This window comes from Vreelandella titanicae (genome assembly GCF_014697095.1).
Taxonomy (GTDB): Bacteria; Pseudomonadota; Gammaproteobacteria; order Pseudomonadales; family Halomonadaceae; genus Vreelandella; species Vreelandella titanicae.
Window position 1 is genome coordinate 1,988,832 of the sequence record NZ_CP059082.1, and the last position, 20,814, is coordinate 2,009,645.

The window sequence follows — 20,814 nt, forward strand, 5'->3', positions numbered from 1 at the left end:
CGCGAGCTAAAGCTACCTCCCTCGGGGGCAATTATCAGCCTGGCAGAGATAGCTCCACGCAGAGTGACGAAGAGCTTAAAAAAGAGGACGCGCAATGACCGCCAGGTTGACCGACAAGCATATTCTGGTAACCGGTGCTGCCACCGGCATCGGCCGCGCCATTGCCGAGGCCTGCGTCCGCGAGGGTGCCACGGTCGCCTTGCTGGATAGAGACGGTGATAACGTCGAGAGGCTGGCAGCGCAACTGCGCAGCGAAGGACACAATGCTCAGGCGTTGGTGGCAGATATTGCTGATCGCGCAATGGTGGACGCCGCCGTGGCGAAGGCACGGGAGATTAACGGGCCCTTGACCACCTTGGTTAATAACGCCGGAATGAATGTCTTCCATGATCCACTCGCCATGCCGGATGACGCCTGGCAACTTTGCCTAGCGGTCGATCTGGAAGGTGCCTGGTTCTGTAGCCGGGCGGTGTTGCCGGACATGTTGGCGCAGGGCGACGGTGCCATTATCAACATCGCCTCCACCCACAGCTTCTCGATTATTCCCGGTTGTTTTCCCTACTCGGTAGCCAAGCACGGCTTGATTGGCTTAACCCGATCGCTCGGCATTGAATACGCACCGCGGGGCGTGCGGGTCAATGCCATCGCGCCGGGCTATATTGCCACCTCGGCGGTAGAGGCGCATTGGCAGTCCTTCGATGACCCCGTCGCGGCTAAGGCACGCATCGAAGCCTTGCTGCCACCAGGGCGGTTAGGGCAACCCGAGGAAGTCGCCATGACGGTGGTCTTCCTGGCTTCAGATGAGGCCCCCTTTATCAACGCCAGTTGCCTGACTATCGACGGAGGCCGCAGCGTGGTTTATCACGACTGACAGTTGTTATGGTCGTTGAGTGCTTGCAAGGAATATCTGGATATTAGTGGCGTGAATAGAGTTTAGGCTGTATCCACGGGTTTAAACGTTAGTGCTTAATTTTCCTTCAGCGAGCTCAATCTCTTGAGTAGATTGTCTTGGAAGAAATATTCCTTTTATACAATCTGGATTAATGATGGCAAGTTGAATATGGTTTTCAGAAAAAAACTTGGCTCCATCGTATAGTGGATCGCCTTCGATAAACGCGGCTCTAACAGAGTCAAAGGGTTCACCCTGTTCCTTGGCTAATGCACATGCATAACGGATTACAGCACAGTCAAGCTCACGGGCTTTAAAATCAAAATCTGTTTTTCCAAACGATCTATTCTCAGGCAGTGGTGTACCTTCTGCCTCTAAATCGTCTTTTAGCTGCTGATAAGCTTCTTTAAGAAAATCATTATATTTTTGGTCAAGCAAATCCAGACAGTTGCCGAGCTCAATTACTGCGCCCAGTACAAAGGGATCTTTAACATTAGAAGCAGCCCGCTGGCTATCTTGAAGGGCATACTGATGCGCTCTTTCAAGATTATTTTCCCAAAAGTAAACGCCATTGCCCAGCCAATCATACTTATTATTACTGTGTTTGAATTCAGATTTTTGGTTCAGGATACTGATGGCAATATCTTTATCTAACCCATGAAAACCATAAACAATTGTCGGTTTTGATGAATACATTAGGTCTTAACGTGTGCCGTATGGTTGCCTTTAGACTTAGATGGACTGAAAAAACGCTTATCAAGACGTCCTTGTGAATCAAGGATGTGCGCATCTTTAAGCAATTTCATTCTTTGCTCATGAGTGCGGTTCTGCCCAGCTGCCTTAACTTTTTGTGTCAATTGATGAATAGACATAAAATACTCCCTTGTACATTTTCATGCTAATCGACCTTTTGGCTACAGGCAAGTAGCTGATCCAGACTTAGCCTGGCTATCTAACAGCGTCTCGCCATCGGTGGCATTTAGCGCCATGGTGATGCCTCCCATGCAGGTCATGTCGCGATCCCAGGCGCAGTGTTCGATGCGGGTGGTGCCCATCAGTTCGGCCACTAGGGCATCGTCAATGGCGGTGTGCATGGCGGCTTGCATGGCGTCAAAGCCGCGCACGCCGGAGCCGGTAATCAGCACTAGATCGGGGTTGAAGAGCGCCAGCACATTGGCAATGCCGAACCCCAGCGCCCGCCCAGCCTCGGCGTAAATACGCTGGGCTGTCGGGTCGCCTTTTAATGCTAACTGTGTCAGCGCCTGCATCTGCTGCTCTGAGGGGTGTGCGCTGTCGCCGGAGGGAAGCGCTAAATGATCCGCGGCGGCGCGATAGAGCGCATAATCGCTAGTGTAAGCTTCAATGCAGCCCCGTCGCCCGCAGGCGCACAGGGCGCCATCGGGTTGGTATTTGCTGTGCCCAAACTCCGCCGCTGAGCCATTGGCACCTAGAAAGGGCACGCCGTTAATCAATACCGACATACCGATACCGTAGCCCAGCATAATGACCACCAAGTTGGGGCAGTCTGCATAGGCGGGCTGTGCCGCTAGAACGCTGGCGATGCAGTTGGCATCGTTTTCCAGCAGTACGCTGCAGTGAAAACGCTCCGCTAATCGCGTCGATATCGGTGCGTTACGAAAGCTTAAAGCGGGGGACCAGATAATCGTACCGCTTTGCGACGAGACTACCCCCTGCACTGCCAAACAGATCCCCGCCAAGCGTTGAAATCCCTTTAGCTGTTGCGCGCAAACAGTGCTGATCTTCTCTTCCAGCAGCGCTTCCAGGTCGTCGGCGCTCAGCGTCAGGGTGGGCACTGCGTGGTGTTCGCTTTGGCGTACCTGACCCGAAAAATCGCCCACCACCAACTGGATCTCATTGATCGATAGCTTGATACACACCACGCAGGCGGCATTAGGGTCGAGTTCAATCAAGGTTTTTGGTCGGCCACGCCCGGTGGGGCGGGGTGTTTCGGGTGGCCGTTCCGTGATCAACCCCTGCTGGAGTAGTTCGGCGCTGATCGAGGTGACGGTGGCAGAGCTAATGCCATTGAGTGCGCCTAGGTCGATGCGTGCCACCGATCCTTGGTCACGCAGAGTGCGTATCACCGCCAGGGTGTTGTCGAGGCGGCTAGTATCAGTCGACGGAAGGGCCATAGGGTCGCCGTTATAGTTCGTGTTGAAAAAAAGCAGTGCTGCACATTGCTGAGCGCTCTCATCGTGGGGTGTGAGCGCAATTGTCAAAATACGACCTAAGTTGCATATGCAAATATTTATTTTAGCACCTAAAGTAAATCAAGCATCAACCTAAATCAATCGATGTTGATAAGCCCCCAACACAATAACAACAGACTTCATCAGGTGGCCTCATGCTGTTATCAGCGCGCAAACTCTGCCGCTCGTTTGGCGAAAACCAAGTGTTATTCGACGTTGATCTCGACCTGCAGGCGGGCGAAGTGCACGCCTTGCTGGGTGAGAACGGCGCCGGTAAATCGACCCTGGTAAAAATCCTGGCCGGTTACCTTCGCCCCACCTCCGGTGAGGTCCTGGTGGACGGCAGCCAACGGCACTATCGCTCCAGCGGTGAGGCAGAGGCCGACGGCGTGGTGATGATTCACCAGGAGTTGGCACTGGCGGAACAGCTCAGCGTAGAGGAGAACATCTTCTTGGGCCGCGAACTGCGCCGTGGAGTGTTTCTGGATCGACGAGCCATGCGGGAACGCAGCCGGACGGCACTGTTGGAGCTCGAAACCGACGTTGATCCACGTGCTCGAGTGAAAGACCTTAGCACCTCTGATCAGCAGATGGTGGAGATCGCCAAGGCGATCACCCGGGATGTGCGCGTGCTGATTATGGACGAGCCCACCGCCACACTGACGGAAAACGAAGTATCGGTGCTATTCGCACTCATCGACCGTTTGCGCCAACGTGGTGTGGCGATTCTGTATATCTCCCACAAGCTGCGTGAAATTGAGCAGATTGCCGACCGCGTGACGGTATTGCGCGACGGACATTTGGTCGATAGCGGCTCCATGACTGGACGCAGCAAGGAGGAGTTGGCACGGCTGATGGTGGGGCGTGAGATCACTGAAATGTACCCACCGCGTACGCATCTCCCCTCCGATGCGCCGGTGGTGCTGGAAGCGCGGGATATGGTGGTGCCCGGGGCCGTTAAACAGGCCAGCTTTACCCTGCGCCAGGGGGAAGTGTTGGGGTTTGGTGGCATCGTGGGCGCCGGACGCACTGCGCTGATCGAAGCGGTGCTGGGCCTACGCGGCAAAAGTGCAGGCCAAGTGCTGCGCAACGGCCAGCCGGTGGTGTTGCGCCACCTGCGTGATGCGGTGCATCAGCGGATTGCCTATTTGACTGAGGATCGAAAAGGCAAAGGCCTGGTGCTCAATATGGATTTGCGTTCCAACGTTACGCTGCTCAATTTGCGCGCTCACTGTCACCCCTTGATCGACCGCCGCCGCGAGGAGCAAGCCTTCCAGCAGGCCATCCAGCGCTTTGATATCCGCCTGCGGACGGCAGCGCGCACCGCTGCCGAACTCTCCGGCGGTAACCAGCAGAAGCTGCTGCTCGCCAAGGTGATGTCCATTGCCCCTGAAGTCGTGATTATCAACGAACCGACCCGGGGCATCGATGTAGGAACCAAGCACCAGATCTATCACTTTATCCATGAATTAACCGAGGCGGGCTGCTCGGTGATATTGATCTCTTCAGAAATGGGCGAGCTGATCGGCCTTTCCCACCGGGTGGCGGTAATGTGCGCCGGGGTACTTACCGGGGTGCTTGAAGGCGAGCAAATAAACGAACACGAAATCATGCAGTACGCATCCGGCATTAAGGGAGCAGAGGTCGATGAGCAGCGTCATGGCTAATAACAAAACGACTAATAAAGCAGCTAACCAAATGATCAAGCAAAAAGGCTTCGCCATAGACCTGAAAACCTGGGGGCCCTTTGTAGCACTGGTGGTTCTGGCGCTACTGGGCGTGCTGATTAATCCGGCTTTTTTGGGGCTGGATAATCTCTCGAACATGCTCACCCGCAGTGCCTTTATCGGCATTATTGCCATCGGCGCCACCTTCGTGATTACCGCCGGCGGGTTGGATCTTTCGGTAGGGGCGATGGCGGCCTTTATTGCCGGGGTGATGATTATTTTGATGAACAGCCTCGTCGAGCAGTTTGGCGCCGGGCTGACCACCGTGCTGTTCGGCGTGGGTGCCTCGCTGCTGCTGGGGCTGTGCGCTGGCTTTATCAACGGCATGGTGACTACCAAAGGCAAAATTGAGGCGTTTATTGTCACCCTCGGCACCATGGGGATTTACCGCTCACTGGTCACGTACCTCGCCGATGGCGGCACCCTCACCCTGGACTGGGCAGTGCGTGATATCTATCGGCCGATGTATTACGGCAGCTTCCTGGGCATCACCATTCCGGTCTGGGTGTTTCTATTTGTCGCCATTGTTGGCTACATCCTGCTCAACTACACCCGCTTCGGGCGCTACTGCTTTGCCATCGGCTCCAATGAAAAAGTGGCCGAATACAGCGCTATTCACGTCGATCGCATCAAAACCATGACCTACATGCTGCAGGGTGTGTGCGTGGCCTTGGCGACAATTATCTATGTGCCCCGGCTGGGCTCTGCATCGGGTGCCACCGGGGTACTCTGGGAGCTGGAGGCGATTGCCGCGGTGATCATCGGCGGCACCATGCTCAAGGGCGGGCATGGGCGTATCTGGGGCACGGTGGTGGGCGCCATCATGCTCACCATGATTGGCAATATTCTCAACTTGACCGATGCCATTTCTAACTATCTCAACGGGACGGTGCAGGGGATCATCATCATTGTGGCGGTCTACCTGCAGCGTGCCTCGTGGAGAAAAGCAGCGCCTTAAGGCACTGAAACGAATGTAAAAACCAGAAAAACGTTCGCAACATCAACCCTTAGCAGCTCGCAACGCAGCAAGTAAAAACAGCAAGTAAAAACAGCAAAACAATTACAAACACGAAAGGAGCATCACTATGCGAACCATCAAGACAGCAGTGAAGGCCTGCGTCACTACTGCAGCACTCACTTCAGCAATAGGGCTCTCCGGCGCCGCGGTTGCCCAGGAGTACACCATCGGTGTCTCCATTCCCGCCGCCACCCATGGTTGGACGGGGGGCGTTAACTACCATGCCGAAGAGGCCAAAAAACGCCTCGAGGCGCTCTATCCTGACATTGAGATCACCATCTCCACAGCGGGCACGGCGGGAGAGCAGGCCAATGATCTAGAAGACTTGGTGTCGCTGCGCAACATCGACGCGCTGGTGGTGCTGCCGTTTGAGTCTGGGCCACTGACCGATCCGGTGCGCCGGGTTAAAGAGTCTGGGGTGTTCGTCACCGTGGTAGATCGAGGCCTGACGGAAGAGGGGATCCAGGATCTCTATGTAGCGGGGAATAACCATGAACTAGGCCGCGTTTCCGGTGAGTACATCCGCGAACGCCTTGATGATCAGGGCGACATTGTGGTGCTGCGCGGTATTCCCACGGTGATCGACGATGAGCGGGTGCAGGGCTTCCAGGAAGCGATCGAAGGCTCCGAGGTCAACATCCTCGATATGCAGCATGCCAACTGGAACCGTGATGATGGCTTTGAAGTGATGCAGGACTACCTATCGCGCTTCGACAATATCGACGCCGTCTGGGCCCAGGATGACGATATCGCGCTAGGGGTAATTGAAGCAGTGCGCCAAGCGGATCGTGAAGACGAGCTGTTTATCGTCGGCGGGGCGGGCATGAAGGACATTATTAAACGGGTGATGGATGGTGATGAGCTGGTGCCAGTGGACGTGTTGTACCCACCTGCCATGATCGCCACCGCCATGGACCTGACCGTACAGCACTTTGTCTCCAATGGCCCGGTGTTGGGTGAGTACATTCTAGGCTCGCCGCTGATTACCCAGGAGAATGCCGAGCAGTACTACTTCCCCGATTCGCCGTTCTGACCGCGTATTGATTGCGTAGTGATTAATAGGCGCGGGTAAAAGCACCACTCCTTCCCGCGCCTACCCAAGCACTTAATCCAAACGATATTGAGAGAGTCCTATGAAAACAATCAAAGGGCCAGCGCTCTTTCTCGCCCAGTTCGCCGGTGATGAAGCCCCCTTTAATAGCCTCGACAGCATTGCTGCTTGGGCGGCGGGGCTTGGGTATCAGGGCGTGCAGATTCCCAGCTGGGATGCACGCATGATCGATCTCAAACGTGCTGCCGAGAGCCGCACCTACTGCGATGAGATCAAAGGCACACTGGCCGAACACGGCTTGGCGCTCACCGAACTCTCCACCCATCTTCAGGGCCAGTTGGTCGCCGTGCATCCCGTTTATGACGAGATGTTCGACGGCTTCGCGGTGCCCGAAGTGCGCGGAAATCCCAAGGCGCGCCAGGCCTGGGCGGTTGATCAACTAAAGCTGGCCGCCAAGGCATCGCAAAATCTGGGACTCACCGACCACGGCACCTTTTCCGGGTCGCTGGCGTGGCCGTTCATCTATCCCTGGCCCCAGCGTCCGGCGGGTTTGGTCGAGACGGCGTTCGACGAGTTGGCGAATCGCTGGCGGCCGATTCTGGATGCATTTGATGAAGCGGGCGTGAACCTCTGCTACGAGATTCATCCCGGCGAAGACCTGCACGACGGCATCACCTTTGAGATGTTCCTTGAGCGGGTCGGTAACCACCCCCGCTGCCACATCCTTTACGATCCCAGCCACCTGATCCTGCAGCAGCTCGACTACCGCGGCTTTCTGGACGTGTATCGCGACCATATTCAGATGTTTCACGTTAAGGACGCCGAGTTTAACCCCAGCCCCAAGCAGGGCGTTTATTCCGGCTATCAGTCATGGACAGAGCGCGCGGGGCGCTTTCGCTCCCTGGGCGATGGCCAAATCGACTTCAAGTCGATCTTTTCCTGGATGGCGGCCAACGACTATCACGGCTGGGCGGTGCTGGAGTGGGAGTGCTGCTTGAAGCATCCGGAAGTCGGCGCCCGTGAAGGCGCAGCCTTTATTTGCGACCACATTATTGAGGTCACCGAGCGGGCGTTTGATGACTTCGCTGACGGCGGCTCCGACGAGGCCGCCAATCGCCGCATTTTGGGTCTTAATTAACCAAAGGGGAGGGCAATACGACATGAGCAATCAACACGACACGCCGCGTCGGCTGCGCCTGGGCATGGTCGGCGGTGGCCAAGGAGCGTTTATCGGCGGGGTGCACCGCATCGCCGCGCGGTTGGATGACCATTTCGAACTGGTTGCCGGGGCCTTTGCCTCTGACCCTGATCGCAGCCGGGCCGCCGCCGCGGAGCTGCACGTTGACGCCGAACGCGCTTACCCCGACTACCAGACCATGGCCGAAGCGGAGCAGCAGCGGCCGGATGGCATCGATGTGGTCGCCATTGTGACCCCCAACCATGTTCACTTCGACGTAGCGCGCACCTTTTTAGAAGCGGGTTTTCACGTCATCTGCGACAAGCCGATGACGATCACCCTGGACGAGGCGCAAACCCTCGCCGAGCTGGTGGAACGGGCGGGGCTGTTTTTCGGCTTAACCCATAACTATTCCGGCTACTCGCTGGTTCGCCAGGCGCGAGAGATGGTGGCCAACGGTGAGCTGGGTGATCTTCGCGTCGTCCAGGTGGAGTACCCGCAAGATTGGCTCTCCACCCGCCTGGAAGAGAGCGGCGTCAAGCAAGCTGAGTGGCGCACCGATCCCAAACGCAGCGGCCCGGCAGGTTGTTTGGGTGATATCGGCACTCACGCCTACCACCTGGCGCGCTATGTGACCGGCCTGGAACTGGAGTCACTCGCCGCCGATATGCACACCTTTGTCGAAGGGCGAGCGTTGGATGACAACGTACATATGCTGCTGCGCTTCAAGGGCGGCGCGCGGGGCATGCTGTGGTCTAGCCAAGTCGCGCCGGGCAACGAAAACGGTCTGCAGCTACGCGTTTATGGCAGCAAGGGTGGCCTTGTCTGGCGCCAGGAAACGCCCAATCAGCTAGTGCATTCGCCACTGGGAGAGCCGCCACGGATATTGACCCGCAACGGCCCTGGCCTGGGCGAAGCTGCCATGGCGGCTGCACGCATTCCACCGGGGCATCCGGAAGGCTATCTCGAAGCCTTTGCCCAGCTCTATCGCGATTTCGCTGTGCAAATTCACGCTCATCAACGGGGTGAGCGCGCCGATGGGCTGGCGTTGCAAACCCCGGGAGTCGCCGACGGTGTCGATGGTCTTACGTTTATTACCCGCGCGCTGGCCTCGTCCGCTGCCGGTGGGCAGTGGGTGGATATTTAAAACGCGGTTAAAGCACGCCTAAAAGAGAAAGGTGGGAAACAATATGAATCAGCACTCAGCGCGCTATACAAGCCTTGAACAGCGTGTGGTCTTTATTACCGGCGGCGGCAGCGGCATTGGCGCCTCGCTTACCCGAGCCTTTCACCTTCAGGGCGCGCGGGTGGTGTTCGTCGATATTAACGATGAGGCCAGCGAAGCGCTGGTCGAAGAGCTCCGCGCCGAGACCGGCGAGGCACCGCACTACCACCACTGCGACATTCGCGATGTGGCCAGCCTACAGCAGGTTATCGCCGAGACCGGCCAGCATCTCGGGCCAATCCATACCCTGGTCAACAATGCTGCCAGCGATGATCGTCACGCCTGGCAGGATGTGGATGTTGCTTATTGGGATGAACGTATGTCGCTCAACCTGCGGCCGATGTTCTTTGCTGCCCAGGCAGCGGCTGAACAGATGATGCAAGCGGGCGGTGGCTCGATCATTAATTTTGGCTCGGTCAGCGTGCAGATGGCGTTAGGCGGTTTGCCCGCTTATGTGACTGCCAAAGCGGCCGTGCACGGTTTGACCCGCAGCCTGGCCCGGGAGTTGGGTGAGCACAATATTCGCGTTAATACACTGGTGCCCGGCTCGGTGATGACCGAGCGGCAGCTCGAAAAGTGGATTAGCCCCGGCGACGAAGTCGCCATTCAACAACGCCAGTGCCTAAAAATGCGCCTTGAACCCCAGCATGTCGCCCCCGCGGTGCTGTTTTTAGCCAGTGCCGAAAGCCAGGCCATCACCGCTCAGGAGTTGGCGGTGGACGCGGGCTGGGCTTGATGGATGATTCAACAGCAAGCTTTAAAATAACATTAGGAGAATTTCATGCACGTATCTAACAAATACAACGTGCCCTGTTCACGCCCTCGTCACTTAGCGCTGGTTGTTGCCGCTGTTGCTGCTTTGGGGTCAGTAACCGCAGCCGCTGATACCACGGTGACGGTGCTAAGGATTGAGAGCAGTAGCGCTGAAAAGCGTTACTACGAGGAAGTGGTTGCCGCCTATGAGTCGGAGCACCCCGACGTTAATGTCGAATTCGAATACCTTGCCAACGAGGCGTACAAAACGCGCCTGCCCACCATGCTGCAGTCCAGCCAGCGCCCGGATATCTATTACACCTGGGGCGGTGAGGGGTTGCGCGATCAGGTGGACGCGGGGTTTGTCCGCGACCTGAGCGAGCCGATGCGCGATGGCTGGCAGGATATCTACCCAGAATCTGCAGTGCGCGCCTTCACCCTGGATGATCGCGTCTATGGCGCGCCGCTCTACGCCACGGTGGTGGGTATCTGGGCGAACACTGCCCTGACAGAAAAGGCGGGAGTTGATGCGCAAGCGATCAAGACCTGGGAGGATTTTGAAAACGCCGTGGTGGCGCTACGGGAAGAGGGCATAACGCCGCTGGTGGTCGGTGGCCAGGATGGTTGGCCGCTGCACTTCTATTGGGGCTCTTTAGTCACCCGCCTAGCCGGTGGCGAGGGCATTGAAGCGGCCAAAAGTGGTGAAAACGGCGGCTTTGAAGGCGAGCCCTTTGTACGCGCTGGCGAGATGCTGCAGTCGCTGGTTGAGCTTGACCCATTTCAACCCGGCTTTATGGCCACTTCCTACGAGCGTGCCAGCGGCATGTTTGGCGATGGCGAGGCCGCCTTCCACGTGATGGGCGACTGGGATTATCTTCCTTCCAAGCAGCGCTCAGTGAGTGGAGAGGGTGTCCCGGATGACGACTTGCTGTTTGTCCCTTTTCCAGAGGTCGAAGGTGGTGAGGGCAACGCACAGAGTTTTGGCGGGATGAACGGTTTTGCTGTCACCCGTGATGCGCCCGATGAAGCGGTCGACTTCCTGCGTTTTCTGCTCAATGCCGACAACCAGCGTAAAGCTGCCGCAACAGGCATCTTTGTACCGGTTGCCGAGGGCTCAGCGGAAGCCCTTGAAACGCCCTATGCTCGCCGCGTTGCAGAAATTCTTGATGAATCCGAGTTTCATCAGGTGTTTCTGGATCAAGCGCTGGGTACGTCTGTCGGTGCGACGATTAATGATATCAGCGGAGATTTAGCGCAAGGCGTCGTGACGCCCGAAGAGGCCGCTGCCCGGGTCGAAGAAGCCTGGCAGTTTAGATGATCCGCCCGCTAAAAGAGCACGCGCGATACCGCCCGTGCTCGTCCACGCTCTGGCTCGGAGTTTGCCATGACCACGCTTGACCGAACCGCCGTGCCGCGGAGAGGGAATGCTGACCGGGTGAAGAAAGGCTTGGTGAGCGGTAAATTCACCGCGCTATTAATCCTGCTTCCACCGGCGTTAATCCTTTTTTCGCTGTTCGTCATTCTGCCGCTAGCGGATGCCGTCTATTACAGCGGTTTCTCCTGGAATGGCTACGGTGCGCCCAGTGACTTTGTCGGCGCGCAAAATTATCAGCGCCTGCTCGATCACTCGGTGTTTCATACCGCGCTATGGAATACCGCCAAACTGATACTGGTATCGCTACTGATTCAGATGCCCCTGGCGCTGGGGTTAGCACTGTTGGTGTACCGTAAAACGCCCACCAACACCCTGTTTAGGCTGGTATTTTTCCTGCCCTACATCTTGGCGGAGGTGGCCGCGGGGCTCATTTGGAGCTTTGTTTTTGACGGCGACTACGGCATTACCAGTTCGCTGTTGCATGCTATGGGCCAGGAGTCGGTGTATGTGTTGGCCGATCACCAGTGGGCGTTTCCGGCGATTATGACCGTGATCGTTTGGAAGTACTTTGGCTTCCATATGATGATCTACATTGCCGCCCTGCAGGGCGTGCCCAAGGATCTGGTTGAAGCCGCCAAGCTTGAAGGGGCTAAACCCCGCCAAGTGGCGCTTTTTGTACAAATCCCGCTGATTAAGCATGCCATCGTGGTGAGTGGTTTCTTTGCCATTATCGGTTCGCTACAGATCTTCGACATTATCATCCCGATGACCAACGGCGGCCCCTCTAACTCGACCCACACCATCGTTACCTACCTGTACAGCTTCGGTCTCTCACGGCTCAATATTGGCTTTGGTAGCGCCGCTGCGGTTGTGCTGTTTGTGCTCGCTATCGGAATTGCTTTCTTCTACCAACGCACCACCGGCAAGGGGAGTAAGGCATGAAAAGTATCACTACCCGTAACACCCTGCGCGTGATCATTCTGATCGTGGTAGCCAGCGTGGTGATCGGCCCCCTGTTAGCGGCGTTTTTCGGTGGCTTCAAGGGGAATTCAGAGCTGCGTACCAATCCGCTGTGGCTGCCTGATAGTTGGGATGCCGGCAATTACATCGGCATCCTGCTGGACGGCAATTTCTGGCGCTATTTGGGTAACTCTTTTTTCATCTCGTTAATGACGGTGTTTTTAACCCTGGTGGTGGGGGCCGCAGCGGCTTATGTGTTTTCGCAGATCCGCTTCTTCGGCGCCAAGATGATCCTCTCCTATCTGCTGCTCGGCCTGATGTTTCCCTTTGCGGCGGCCATTCTGCCGCTGTTTATCAAGGTGCGGGATTTGGGCCTGCTGGATACCTACTGGGCGGTGATCCTGCCCCAGACGGCTTTTGGTTTGTCGTTAGCCATCCTGCTCTTTAAGGCTTTCTTCGACCAACTGCCCAAAGAGCTTTTTGAAGCGGCCTACGTCGATGGTTGTAGCTATTTACGCTTCTTCTGGTCGTTCACGCTGCCCCTCTCGACCCCCATTCTGGCCACGGTGGGCGTGTTTGTCTTTGTGCAGAGCTGGAACAACTTTCTACTGCCGTTAGTGGTGCTCAACGACCGCTCTATCTACACCTGGCCGCTGGGCATGATGCAGTTCCAAGGGGAGTACCTGACCCAGTGGAACATGATTTTAGCCTTCGTGACCTTGACCATCATACCGGCGGTTATTTTCTTTCTCGCCGCCCAGAAGTACATCGTGGCTGGCCTGACCGGCGGCTCGGTTAAGGGATAAAGGAGAATCCATAATGAACGATGTTATTCATAACCCGATTCTGGCCGGGTTTAATCCTGACCCCTCTATTTGTCGGGTAGGCGACGACTATTACTTGGCCACATCGACCTTTGAGTGGTACCCAGGCGTTCAGATTCATCACTCCCGCGATTTGGCTAACTGGGCGCTGGTGACGAGGCCCTTGAACCGTGCCAGCCAACTAGATATGCGCGGTAATCCAGACTCATGCGGCATCTGGGCGCCCTGCTTAAGCTACGCCGACGGGCTGTTCTGGCTGGTCTATACCGACATGAAGCGTTATGAGGGGAACTTCAAGGATGGACATAATTACGTGGTGACAGCGCCGCGTATCGAGGGGCCCTGGAGCGATCCGGTCTACCTGAATTCAAGTGGCTTTGACCCTTCTCTGTTTCACGATACCGATGGTCGAAAGTGGTTGATCAACCTGCAGTGGGATTATCGCCAGCACGAAGGGCGGGATCGTTTCGGCGGAATAGTGCTGCAACAGTACGATCCTGAGCAACGCCGCTTGGTGGGCGACATCACCAATATTTTCGCCGGTACCGAACTGAAGCTCACAGAAGGTTCGCATCTCTACCGGCGCGATGGTTGGTACCACCTCTTGGTGGCCGAGGGCGGCACCGGCTACCAGCATGCGGTGACCATGGCGCGTTCAAAAACACTGACAGGCCCTTACGAGGTACATCCCAACAATCCACTTCTGACGAGTCAACATGATCCTGAAAACCCGCTACAGCGGGCTGGCCATGCAGATTTGGTCGACTCCCCTGAAGGTGACACTTATCTGGTGCATTTATGCAGTAGACCTCTGACAGGCACCCGGCTATCGCCGATGGGGCGCGAGACCGCTATTCAGCGCGTGGAGTGGGGTGAAGATGGCTGGCTACGGCTCGCTGATGAGGACAGTGCACCCGCGTTAGAGGTGGCGATGAGTGGGGTGATGCAGAAGCCACCTGCTCATACGGAGCATTACGATTTCAAACCAGCAACGCTGCCCGATGTGTTTCAGTGGCTGCGTACCCCCTACCCGGAACGGCTGTTTTCGCTCACTGAACGGCCTGGCTACTTACGTCTTTTTGGCCGTGAATCGGTAGGTTCCTGGTTTGAGCAGGCGCTAGTGGCGCGCCGTCAGGACAGCATCCACTGCAGTGCCGAAACGACACTCACCTTTGAACCCGAGGATATTCAGCAGTTTGCCGGGCTTATCGCCTACTACAACCGCTTCAAGTTCCATTATTTAGCGGTGACCTTGAACGGTGCAGGCGACAAGGTGCTCAGCATTATCAGTTGCCTGGATGATTGGCCGAACGGCAACTTGAGTATCGCCGAACAAGGCATCCGCATTGAACCTGATGCCACGATTCGGCTTGGGCTGGATATCCACGCCCGGGAGCTGCGCTTTCGCTATGCCCAGGGAGATCAGCCCTGGCAATCGATTGGTCCTGCGTTAGATGCTGGCCTGCTTTCCGACGAAGGCAGTGGTCGTGCCCACGGCTATTTCACCGGCAATTTTCTAGGCATGGCCGCCCACGATATTAGTGGACGCGGCACCCCCGCCGATTTCCAGGCGTTTTGCTATCGCCGCGCCCCTCTTTCAGAGACGAGATAAGCTCATGGCTGAAGTAACACTACGCGACATCGAAAAGACGTTTCATGGCAAAACCACGGTAATCCCTGATTTAAATCTGCATATCGAAGATGGCTCTTTCACTGTGCTGGTTGGGCCTTCTGGCTGCGGAAAATCCACTTTGCTGCGCATGATTGCGGGCCTGGAGACCGTGACTCAGGGCACGATCACTATCGGCGGGGAAGACGTTACCACCGCCGAACCGAGTGACCGGGACATTGCCATGGTTTTCCAGTCCTACGCGCTTTACCCGCACATGACGGTTGCTCGCAATATCGACTTCGGCATGCGGCTGGCAAAAGTGCCCAGCAAAGAACGGGAAGCCAAAGTGGCCGAGGCCGCGCGCTTGCTCAATCTTGAGGATCTGCTCGAGCGTAAACCTGCTGAGCTCTCTGGGGGGCAGCGCCAGCGGGTGGCCATTGGCCGTGCCATTGTGCGCAGCCCCGGCGTATTTCTGTTCGACGAGCCGCTCTCTAATCTGGACGCTTCGTTACGCAACCGCATGCGGGTCGAGTTGGCCGAACTGCATCAACGGCTCGATACCACCATGATGTATGTCACCCACGATCAGGTCGAGGCGATGACCCTGGCCGACTGCATCGTGGTAATGAACGCCGGGCAGATTGAGCAAATGGGCAAGCCCATGGCGCTTTATCAACGCCCCGAAACGCTGTTTGTGGCGGGTTTTATTGGCTCACCGAAAATGAATTTGATCGAAGGTTCCCTAGCGGCGGCTTACGGTGCCACCACGCTAGGCATACGGCCCGAGCATCTAGAGGTAAGCCGTGATCAGGGTGAGTGGAAAGGGCGTGTGCGGTTCATCGAGAAGCTCGGCGCTGACGCCTTTGCCTATGTGGACAGCGAGCAGGCCGGCCCGCTCACCGTGCGTCTCTCCGGCGATGTCGAACTGAGTAATGGCGACACGCTGTTCATTACTCCGCAACAGACCCAGCTTCACGCGTTCGATGCCGGCGGACAGCGGCTGCCTGACGACGCGGTTCACCAACGCTCAACCAGTCGCGAGAGCACGCTACACCATTAGCTACTACCAATTTTCCAGCCATCAATAGGCACAAAAACGCTCAATAACAAAGCCAAGGAGCTAGACAATGACAACACAAAGAACGCTAAGCCGCTCATCGTATATCTTGGTGATCTGTTGTATTGCCGCCATCGGCGGTTTCCTGTTTGGTTTCGACAGTGGCGTGATCAATGGCACGGTGGATGGCCTACAGGCCTCTTTTAACTCCGATAGCGCAGGCACTGGTTTCAATGTGGCGTCGATGCTGCTGGGCTGCGCGATCGGTGCTTTTTTTGCTGGTCGTCTGGCGGATCGCTTTGGCCGTCGCACGCTACTGATCGTGGCGGCGGTGTTCTTCCTGATTAGTGCCTGGGGCTCAGGCGTTGCCGGTAGTTCTATGGAGTTTGTGTTGTATCGCATCCTCGGTGGGCTTGCCGTAGGCGCCGCCAGCGTGATGACCCCGGCTTATATCAGTGAAGTAGCGCCGTCTGCTTACCGTGGGCGACTAGCAACCATTCAGCAGGTGGCGATTATCTCTGGCCTGTTTATGGCCTTTCTGAGTAATTACGTCTTGGCCTATGTGGCGGGCTCGGCCATGTCAGAGCTATGGTTTGGCTTCGCAACCTGGCGCTGGATGTTCTGGATTGAATTGATACCGGCTTCTGTTTTCCTGGTGGCATTGCTGTTTATTCCTGAAAGCCCGCGCTACCTGATCAGCACCGGTAAGCAGGGCGAAGCCCGCCGTGTGCTTGGGTTAGTAATGCCTGAGCGTGATGTCAGCAGCAAAATTGATGAAATTAATACCACCCTGGATCAAGATCACAAGCCACGGTTGAAAGATGTAATCAACCGTTCCACGGGCAAGATACATGGCATCGTCTGGGTGGGTATTGGCTTGGCGGTTTTCCAGCAGTTGGTGGGCATTAACGTCGTTTTCTACTATGGCGCAGTGCTATGGCAGTCAGTGGGTTTCTCCGAAGGCGATGCGCTACTCATCAATGTGATCTCTGGCGCCGTGAGTATTGGTGCCTGCCTGCTCGCCATTGCGCTGATCGACAAAATTGGTCGCAAGCCGCTGCTTTGGGGTGGTTCGGTTGGCATGGCGGGGACACTGGCGTGCCTTTCCTATGCGTTTTCTACGGCGGCGATGGTGGATGGCAGCTTACAGTTATCGAGTGACATGGGCGTATTTGCGCTGCTGTGCGCCAACCTTTATGTGCTGTTTTTTAACGCCTCTTGGGGGCCGGTGATGTGGGTCATGCTGGGTGAAATGTTCCCCAATCAAATGCGCGGCTCGGGGCTGGCGATTGCAGGCCTTTTCCAGTGGCTGGCCAACTTCGGTATCACCATGACGTTTCCTATCATACTGGCCTCTATCGGGCTGTTCGGGGCTTACGGCTTCTATGCGATCAGTGCCGTTGCCTCGGTCTTTTTCGTTATCTACTTCGTCAAAGAGACACGGGGGAAAGAGCTCGAAGAGATGGCTTACGAGTAAGTCACTTTCACTTTGTTGCCCCGATTGCATGATTAACCGGGGATCATGTGTCTATTTTAAACAGTATAAGGCTAGTTTTTATTAATAAAATCAAAGGGTTGGTGTGTGTTTAAAACATATAAGCAATTGTTTAACAATGCTTTTTGTTAACTATTGGCACAGGCTGGCACGTGCACTGCAATGCAGTAGGTAAGAGTGGAACAGGTAGGACGATCTGACGCTCTTACTCATTAAACCCAGTGCGATGCTCGCACAGATGTTTAAGTAGCAACGTTTGATAGGAGCAGTATCATGATGAAGACGGAATCTCTCAAGAAACTTGGCATCCTAGGTGTATCATTTGGCCTGATGGCCAGCCCACTTGCGTTTGCTCAAGTGGACAGCAGTGACGAGTACGAAGAACCGACCCCGCAAGAAGAAACGACGCAGGATGATCAAGGTACCTACAACAGCTACGACACTGAGCAAGATAAAGGTTCGGATGTAGGCACTGAGTATGAAGAGGAAGAGCAAGAATTCACTTACGAAGAAGAGGAAGAGGAGCAAGAAGTACCCGCCACCGATGAAGAGGAGGATGATTCCGGCTGGTAATTGCAATCTTTAAGGAATAACTTTTCTCGGGCTCAAGGATGAGTCGACAGATGCCCCGCCAACTGCGGGGCATCTTTGTGTGTGGCCGTTAACAGTATCAACCAAAGCGCACGATATAATTTCGCGCTAAGGTGTTAAGCATCGGCGCGCTTAACAATTTGAGAACGCTACCCACAAGGATGTCTCGATGCCCCTGAACTGGTCGCCCCTAAAATGGACAGACAAGCCCCAACTGCCCAAGGCCGAGGGCCGTATAGCGGCGATTGACCTGGCTCGTGGTATCGCCATCGGCTTGATGATTATTAGCCACTCAGTCAGTGGGTTAGTCGGCATTCGCAATGTACCTGATTGGGGGATGGTGCCGGTTCATTTGCTGACTAAATTCTCCTCTTCGCTGTTTATTGTGGTGTTTGGTATTGCCCTGGCGGTGGCGTTTCTTTCCCACACTCAAAGCGATGACTGGCCTAAGCGCCGGTTAAAGCTATGGCTGCGCGCTGTAGAAGTGTGGTTCTGGTACAAAGCGCTCCTTGTCATTGAGATGCTGCCGTTCTACTCGCCCAGCGAGATCGTCGATGCGTTGCTCTATGGCCGATTTGCCATTTGGGTCGAAATCTTAGGCTTCTACGCCATCGCGCTGCTTTGGGTGCCGCTGATTCTGCCGCTCTGGGCGCGGGCGCCGCTCTGGAGTCGACTCGCCACCATTGGTGCATTAACCGCACTCACTATTTGGCTGCAAAGCCTTACGTTTGGTGGCAACGATATTCTGAAGGCGCTGCTGGTGGATCATGAAGACCATTACACCTGGGGGCAGATCAGTCGCGCGCCGTTGATTTTGGTGGGCCTACTCATCGGCGAAGCGTTGCTGCGCTGCTACTTCGACTCCGCCAAACGGCACCGCTTAGTGCTCACTCTGTTAAGCCTGGGAGCGCTAATGGTGGCGAGTTTTTATGCGCTGGCGTTTATTAGTGGCGATGTACAAGCGGCAATGCTGGCGGTGGCCAACAATGTCGGCAAACACCCCCCAGGCCTTGAGTTTATGCTGTTTAGCCTGGGCGGTGCGCTGGTGCTGTTAGCCCTCGCTTTAGCCGGTGGCGCCAAAGCCGCCAAGGCACTTTTGCCGCTGACGATGGTCGGTTCAAATGCCCTTAAAGCGTTTATTTTCCACATTGTGATGATTTTCTTAGTGCTGCGCTTTTTGTGGGAAGGCGAGGGAATGTACACCTATCCACAGGCGCTTGGCGTGGGCGGCCTGTTGATACTTGGCGCTGCAGCGTGGATTTGGTTGCCCCGTTGGATGGCTAAATACCGTTAAAAACGATCAATAACTGCTGGAGTGACGAATTGCGACACTGGATACAACGTGGGCTGGTGGCAGTAGCGCTGATTATAGCGCTCCCTGCTCATGCAGATGAGTACGATACAAATTGGTACGATGCTCATTGGTACTATGAAGTCGATAAAAAGAGCGCCTGGCAGGGCGATTTAATCGCGCGCTTGAAGGCTATCGAAGACATCTTTGAGGGACGGCTGGGTGTTTATGTACAAAACCTCGCCAGTGGTGAAGCGTTTTCATGGCGCGCCGATGACTCTTGGTATTTAGCCTCGCTGATTAAAATACCGGTGGCAGCGCAGGTGCTTGCAGAGCGCCAGATGGGTACGCTGACGTTGGATGATCGGTTAACGCTTGCGCGTAGTGACTTTGTCGATGGCGCGGGCCCCACTAATTGGCACGACCCCGGCACGCCTATCTCTATCCGTTACTTGATGGAGCAGATGCTTACCGTCAGCGATAACACCGCCACCGATATGCTGATTGACCGTGTGGGGCTGGCGGCAGTTAACGCACGCGCCCGTGCGATGATCGCCGCAAGCGGCGGTAACCCCGATGAGATAGGCCCTATATCTAAACTGGTCGGCGTACGCCAAGGCGTTTACGGTGAACTCCACCCTGATGCGCGAGAGCTTGGCGGAATGGACTTTATCGCCCTGCGTCAGCACTCGGTGAGCCAGCGTGGGCAGGCGTTAGCCCGCGTTCTAGACGTTAGTACGGCGTCCTTCACCCAGCCTGATTACGACCATGCGTTTGATGCTTACGAAGCCAGTGGTGAAAACGTGGGCACCCTAAGCGCCTTTGGCGACCTGCTCGCCAGCCTGCACCCTGTTCAACAAGGAAGTGCCATGGATGATTTAAATGACGAGCAGCGGCAAACGTTGCTGGCGCTTATGCAGCGAACCCGTTCCGGCAAACAGCGCCTTAAGGCAGGTATGGGGAGCGGCATAAGCTTCGCCCACAAAACCGGCACTCAGCAGCGGCGCAGCTGCGATGCCGGTATAGCCCAGCGCACTAACGCGGATACTGCAACACAAGGGCCCTGGGTGATTGTCACCTGTACTCGCGGGCCAGAGGCGGTAAGCGCTCACGAACGTACCTTGGCCCGTGTGGGCGAAGCGTTGCGTTATAGCGGAGCCCTGGGTAAGCCGTGGTAAACTATCGCCCCGAATGACCCCTCAGAACATCATTAGTTAGGAGTAACCTATGACACGCGCCAGCGCCCGCCACATTCTGGTCAGCAGTGAAGAGCAGTGCCTAGCACTCAAAGAAGAGATTCAAAATGGCCGCGACTTTGCCGAAGTCGCTAAAGAGCACTCCAGCTGCCCCTCTAGTCGTCAAGGTGGCGATCTCGGTAGTTTTGGCCCCGGCCAGATGGTGCCCGAGTTCGATAAGGTTGTCTTCAACGACGAAGTAGGTCAGGTACACGGCCCGGTGAAAACCCAGTTTGGTTACCATCTACTGGAAGTTACCGAACGCTCTTAACTTTTCCTAACAAAACGCTCTTAATTCTGCCTAAGAAGGCCGTCAAGCGTCGC

At 55.9% G+C, this 20,814-nt stretch carries 20 protein-coding genes; 17 read left to right on the top strand and 3 right to left on the bottom strand.

Annotated features, from left to right (window positions below; genetic code table 11):
- Positions 1 to 94 precede the first annotated feature (94 nt).
- Positions 95 to 871, top strand: coding sequence for an SDR family oxidoreductase (locus tag HZS52_RS09170; RefSeq protein ID WP_159177364.1), 777 nt, complete (start codon positions 95 to 97; stop codon positions 869 to 871).
- Positions 872 to 952: 81 nt separating this feature from the next.
- On the opposite strand, the gene HZS52_RS09175 is transcribed toward HZS52_RS09170, so the two are convergent.
- Genes HZS52_RS09175 through HZS52_RS09185 form a run of 3 tightly spaced genes read right to left on the bottom strand, consistent with a single transcriptional unit; the run spans position 953 to position 3,042 of the window.
- Positions 953 to 1,585, bottom strand: a complete 633-nt coding sequence (locus HZS52_RS09175) for a hypothetical protein (protein ID WP_022521937.1) — start codon at positions 1,583 to 1,585, stop codon at positions 953 to 955.
- Complete coding sequence (locus tag HZS52_RS09180) at positions 1,585 to 1,761, bottom strand: hypothetical protein (protein WP_022521938.1); 177 nt, start codon at positions 1,759 to 1,761, stop codon at positions 1,585 to 1,587. Before HZS52_RS09180 ends, HZS52_RS09175 begins: the two co-directional genes overlap by 1 nt.
- Before the next feature lie 42 nt (positions 1,762 to 1,803).
- Positions 1,804 to 3,042 (bottom strand): ROK family transcriptional regulator, encoded by a 1,239-nt coding sequence (locus tag HZS52_RS09185; protein ID WP_053856972.1) that lies wholly within the window; start codon positions 3,040 to 3,042, stop codon positions 1,804 to 1,806.
- A 212-nt stretch (positions 3,043 to 3,254) separates the two neighbouring features.
- Here HZS52_RS09185 and HZS52_RS09190 point away from each other — a divergent pair, with 212 nt between their 5' ends.
- From HZS52_RS09190 to HZS52_RS09265, 16 genes are all read left to right on the top strand, one after another.
- The gene (locus tag HZS52_RS09190) at positions 3,255 to 4,766 is read left to right on the top strand and encodes a sugar ABC transporter ATP-binding protein (protein WP_190374614.1); all 1,512 of its coding nucleotides are present in this window, start codon (positions 3,255 to 3,257) and stop codon (positions 4,764 to 4,766) included.
- Positions 4,759 to 5,784, top strand: a complete 1,026-nt coding sequence (locus HZS52_RS09195; protein ID WP_223828102.1) for an ABC transporter permease — start codon at positions 4,759 to 4,761, stop codon at positions 5,782 to 5,784. The genes HZS52_RS09190 and HZS52_RS09195 overlap by 8 nt, the downstream gene beginning before the upstream one ends.
- Before the next feature lie 127 nt (positions 5,785 to 5,911).
- Positions 5,912 to 6,877, top strand: coding sequence for an ABC transporter substrate-binding protein (locus tag HZS52_RS09200; protein WP_009287515.1), 966 nt, complete (start codon positions 5,912 to 5,914; stop codon positions 6,875 to 6,877).
- 100 nt (positions 6,878 to 6,977) lie between these two features.
- The gene (locus tag HZS52_RS09205) at positions 6,978 to 8,033 is read left to right on the top strand and encodes a sugar phosphate isomerase/epimerase family protein (protein WP_190374615.1); all 1,056 of its coding nucleotides are present in this window, start codon (positions 6,978 to 6,980) and stop codon (positions 8,031 to 8,033) included.
- A gap of 22 nt (positions 8,034 to 8,055) precedes the next feature.
- Positions 8,056 to 9,219, top strand: a complete 1,164-nt coding sequence (locus tag HZS52_RS09210; RefSeq protein WP_190374616.1) for a Gfo/Idh/MocA family protein — start codon at positions 8,056 to 8,058, stop codon at positions 9,217 to 9,219.
- Positions 9,220 to 9,262: 43 nt separating this feature from the next.
- The gene (locus HZS52_RS09215; protein ID WP_190374617.1) at positions 9,263 to 10,033 is read left to right on the top strand and encodes an SDR family NAD(P)-dependent oxidoreductase; all 771 of its coding nucleotides are present in this window, start codon (positions 9,263 to 9,265) and stop codon (positions 10,031 to 10,033) included.
- A 45-nt stretch (positions 10,034 to 10,078) separates the two neighbouring features.
- Positions 10,079 to 11,368: an ABC transporter substrate-binding protein gene (locus HZS52_RS09220; protein WP_190374618.1), complete on the top strand. Its 1,290-nt coding sequence runs from the start codon at positions 10,079 to 10,081 to the stop codon at positions 11,366 to 11,368.
- 66 nt (positions 11,369 to 11,434) lie between these two features.
- Positions 11,435 to 12,367: a carbohydrate ABC transporter permease gene (locus tag HZS52_RS09225; RefSeq protein WP_022521947.1), complete on the top strand. Its 933-nt coding sequence runs from the start codon at positions 11,435 to 11,437 to the stop codon at positions 12,365 to 12,367.
- Positions 12,364 to 13,191: a carbohydrate ABC transporter permease gene (locus HZS52_RS09230; protein WP_008959441.1), complete on the top strand. Its 828-nt coding sequence runs from the start codon at positions 12,364 to 12,366 to the stop codon at positions 13,189 to 13,191. The genes HZS52_RS09225 and HZS52_RS09230 overlap by 4 nt, the downstream gene beginning before the upstream one ends.
- A 13-nt stretch (positions 13,192 to 13,204) precedes the next feature.
- Positions 13,205 to 14,821, top strand: coding sequence for a glycoside hydrolase family 43 protein (locus HZS52_RS09235; protein WP_190374619.1), 1,617 nt, complete (start codon positions 13,205 to 13,207; stop codon positions 14,819 to 14,821).
- A 4-nt stretch (positions 14,822 to 14,825) separates the two neighbouring features.
- On the top strand, positions 14,826 to 15,881 hold the full coding sequence (locus tag HZS52_RS09240; RefSeq protein ID WP_190374620.1) for an ABC transporter ATP-binding protein: 1,056 nt from the start codon (positions 14,826 to 14,828) through the stop codon (positions 15,879 to 15,881).
- 67 nt (positions 15,882 to 15,948) lie between these two features.
- Positions 15,949 to 17,355 carry a sugar porter family MFS transporter gene (locus HZS52_RS09245; protein WP_190374621.1) on the top strand — a complete coding sequence of 469 codons (1,407 nt, stop codon included), beginning with the start codon at positions 15,949 to 15,951 and terminating at the stop codon, positions 17,353 to 17,355.
- A 291-nt stretch (positions 17,356 to 17,646) separates the two neighbouring features.
- Positions 17,647 to 17,946: a hypothetical protein gene (locus tag HZS52_RS09250; protein WP_414727629.1), complete on the top strand. Its 300-nt coding sequence runs from the start codon at positions 17,647 to 17,649 to the stop codon at positions 17,944 to 17,946.
- A 187-nt stretch (positions 17,947 to 18,133) separates the two neighbouring features.
- Positions 18,134 to 19,258 carry a heparan-alpha-glucosaminide N-acetyltransferase domain-containing protein gene (locus HZS52_RS09255; RefSeq protein ID WP_190374622.1) on the top strand — a complete coding sequence of 375 codons (1,125 nt, stop codon included), beginning with the start codon at positions 18,134 to 18,136 and terminating at the stop codon, positions 19,256 to 19,258.
- Positions 19,259 to 19,287: 29 nt separating this feature from the next.
- Complete coding sequence (locus tag HZS52_RS09260; protein WP_190374623.1) at positions 19,288 to 20,433, top strand: serine hydrolase; 1,146 nt, start codon at positions 19,288 to 19,290, stop codon at positions 20,431 to 20,433.
- 49 nt (positions 20,434 to 20,482) lie between these two features.
- Positions 20,483 to 20,761 (top strand): peptidylprolyl isomerase, encoded by a 279-nt coding sequence (locus tag HZS52_RS09265; protein ID WP_027956943.1) that lies wholly within the window; start codon positions 20,483 to 20,485, stop codon positions 20,759 to 20,761.
- Positions 20,762 to 20,814 lie beyond the last annotated feature (53 nt).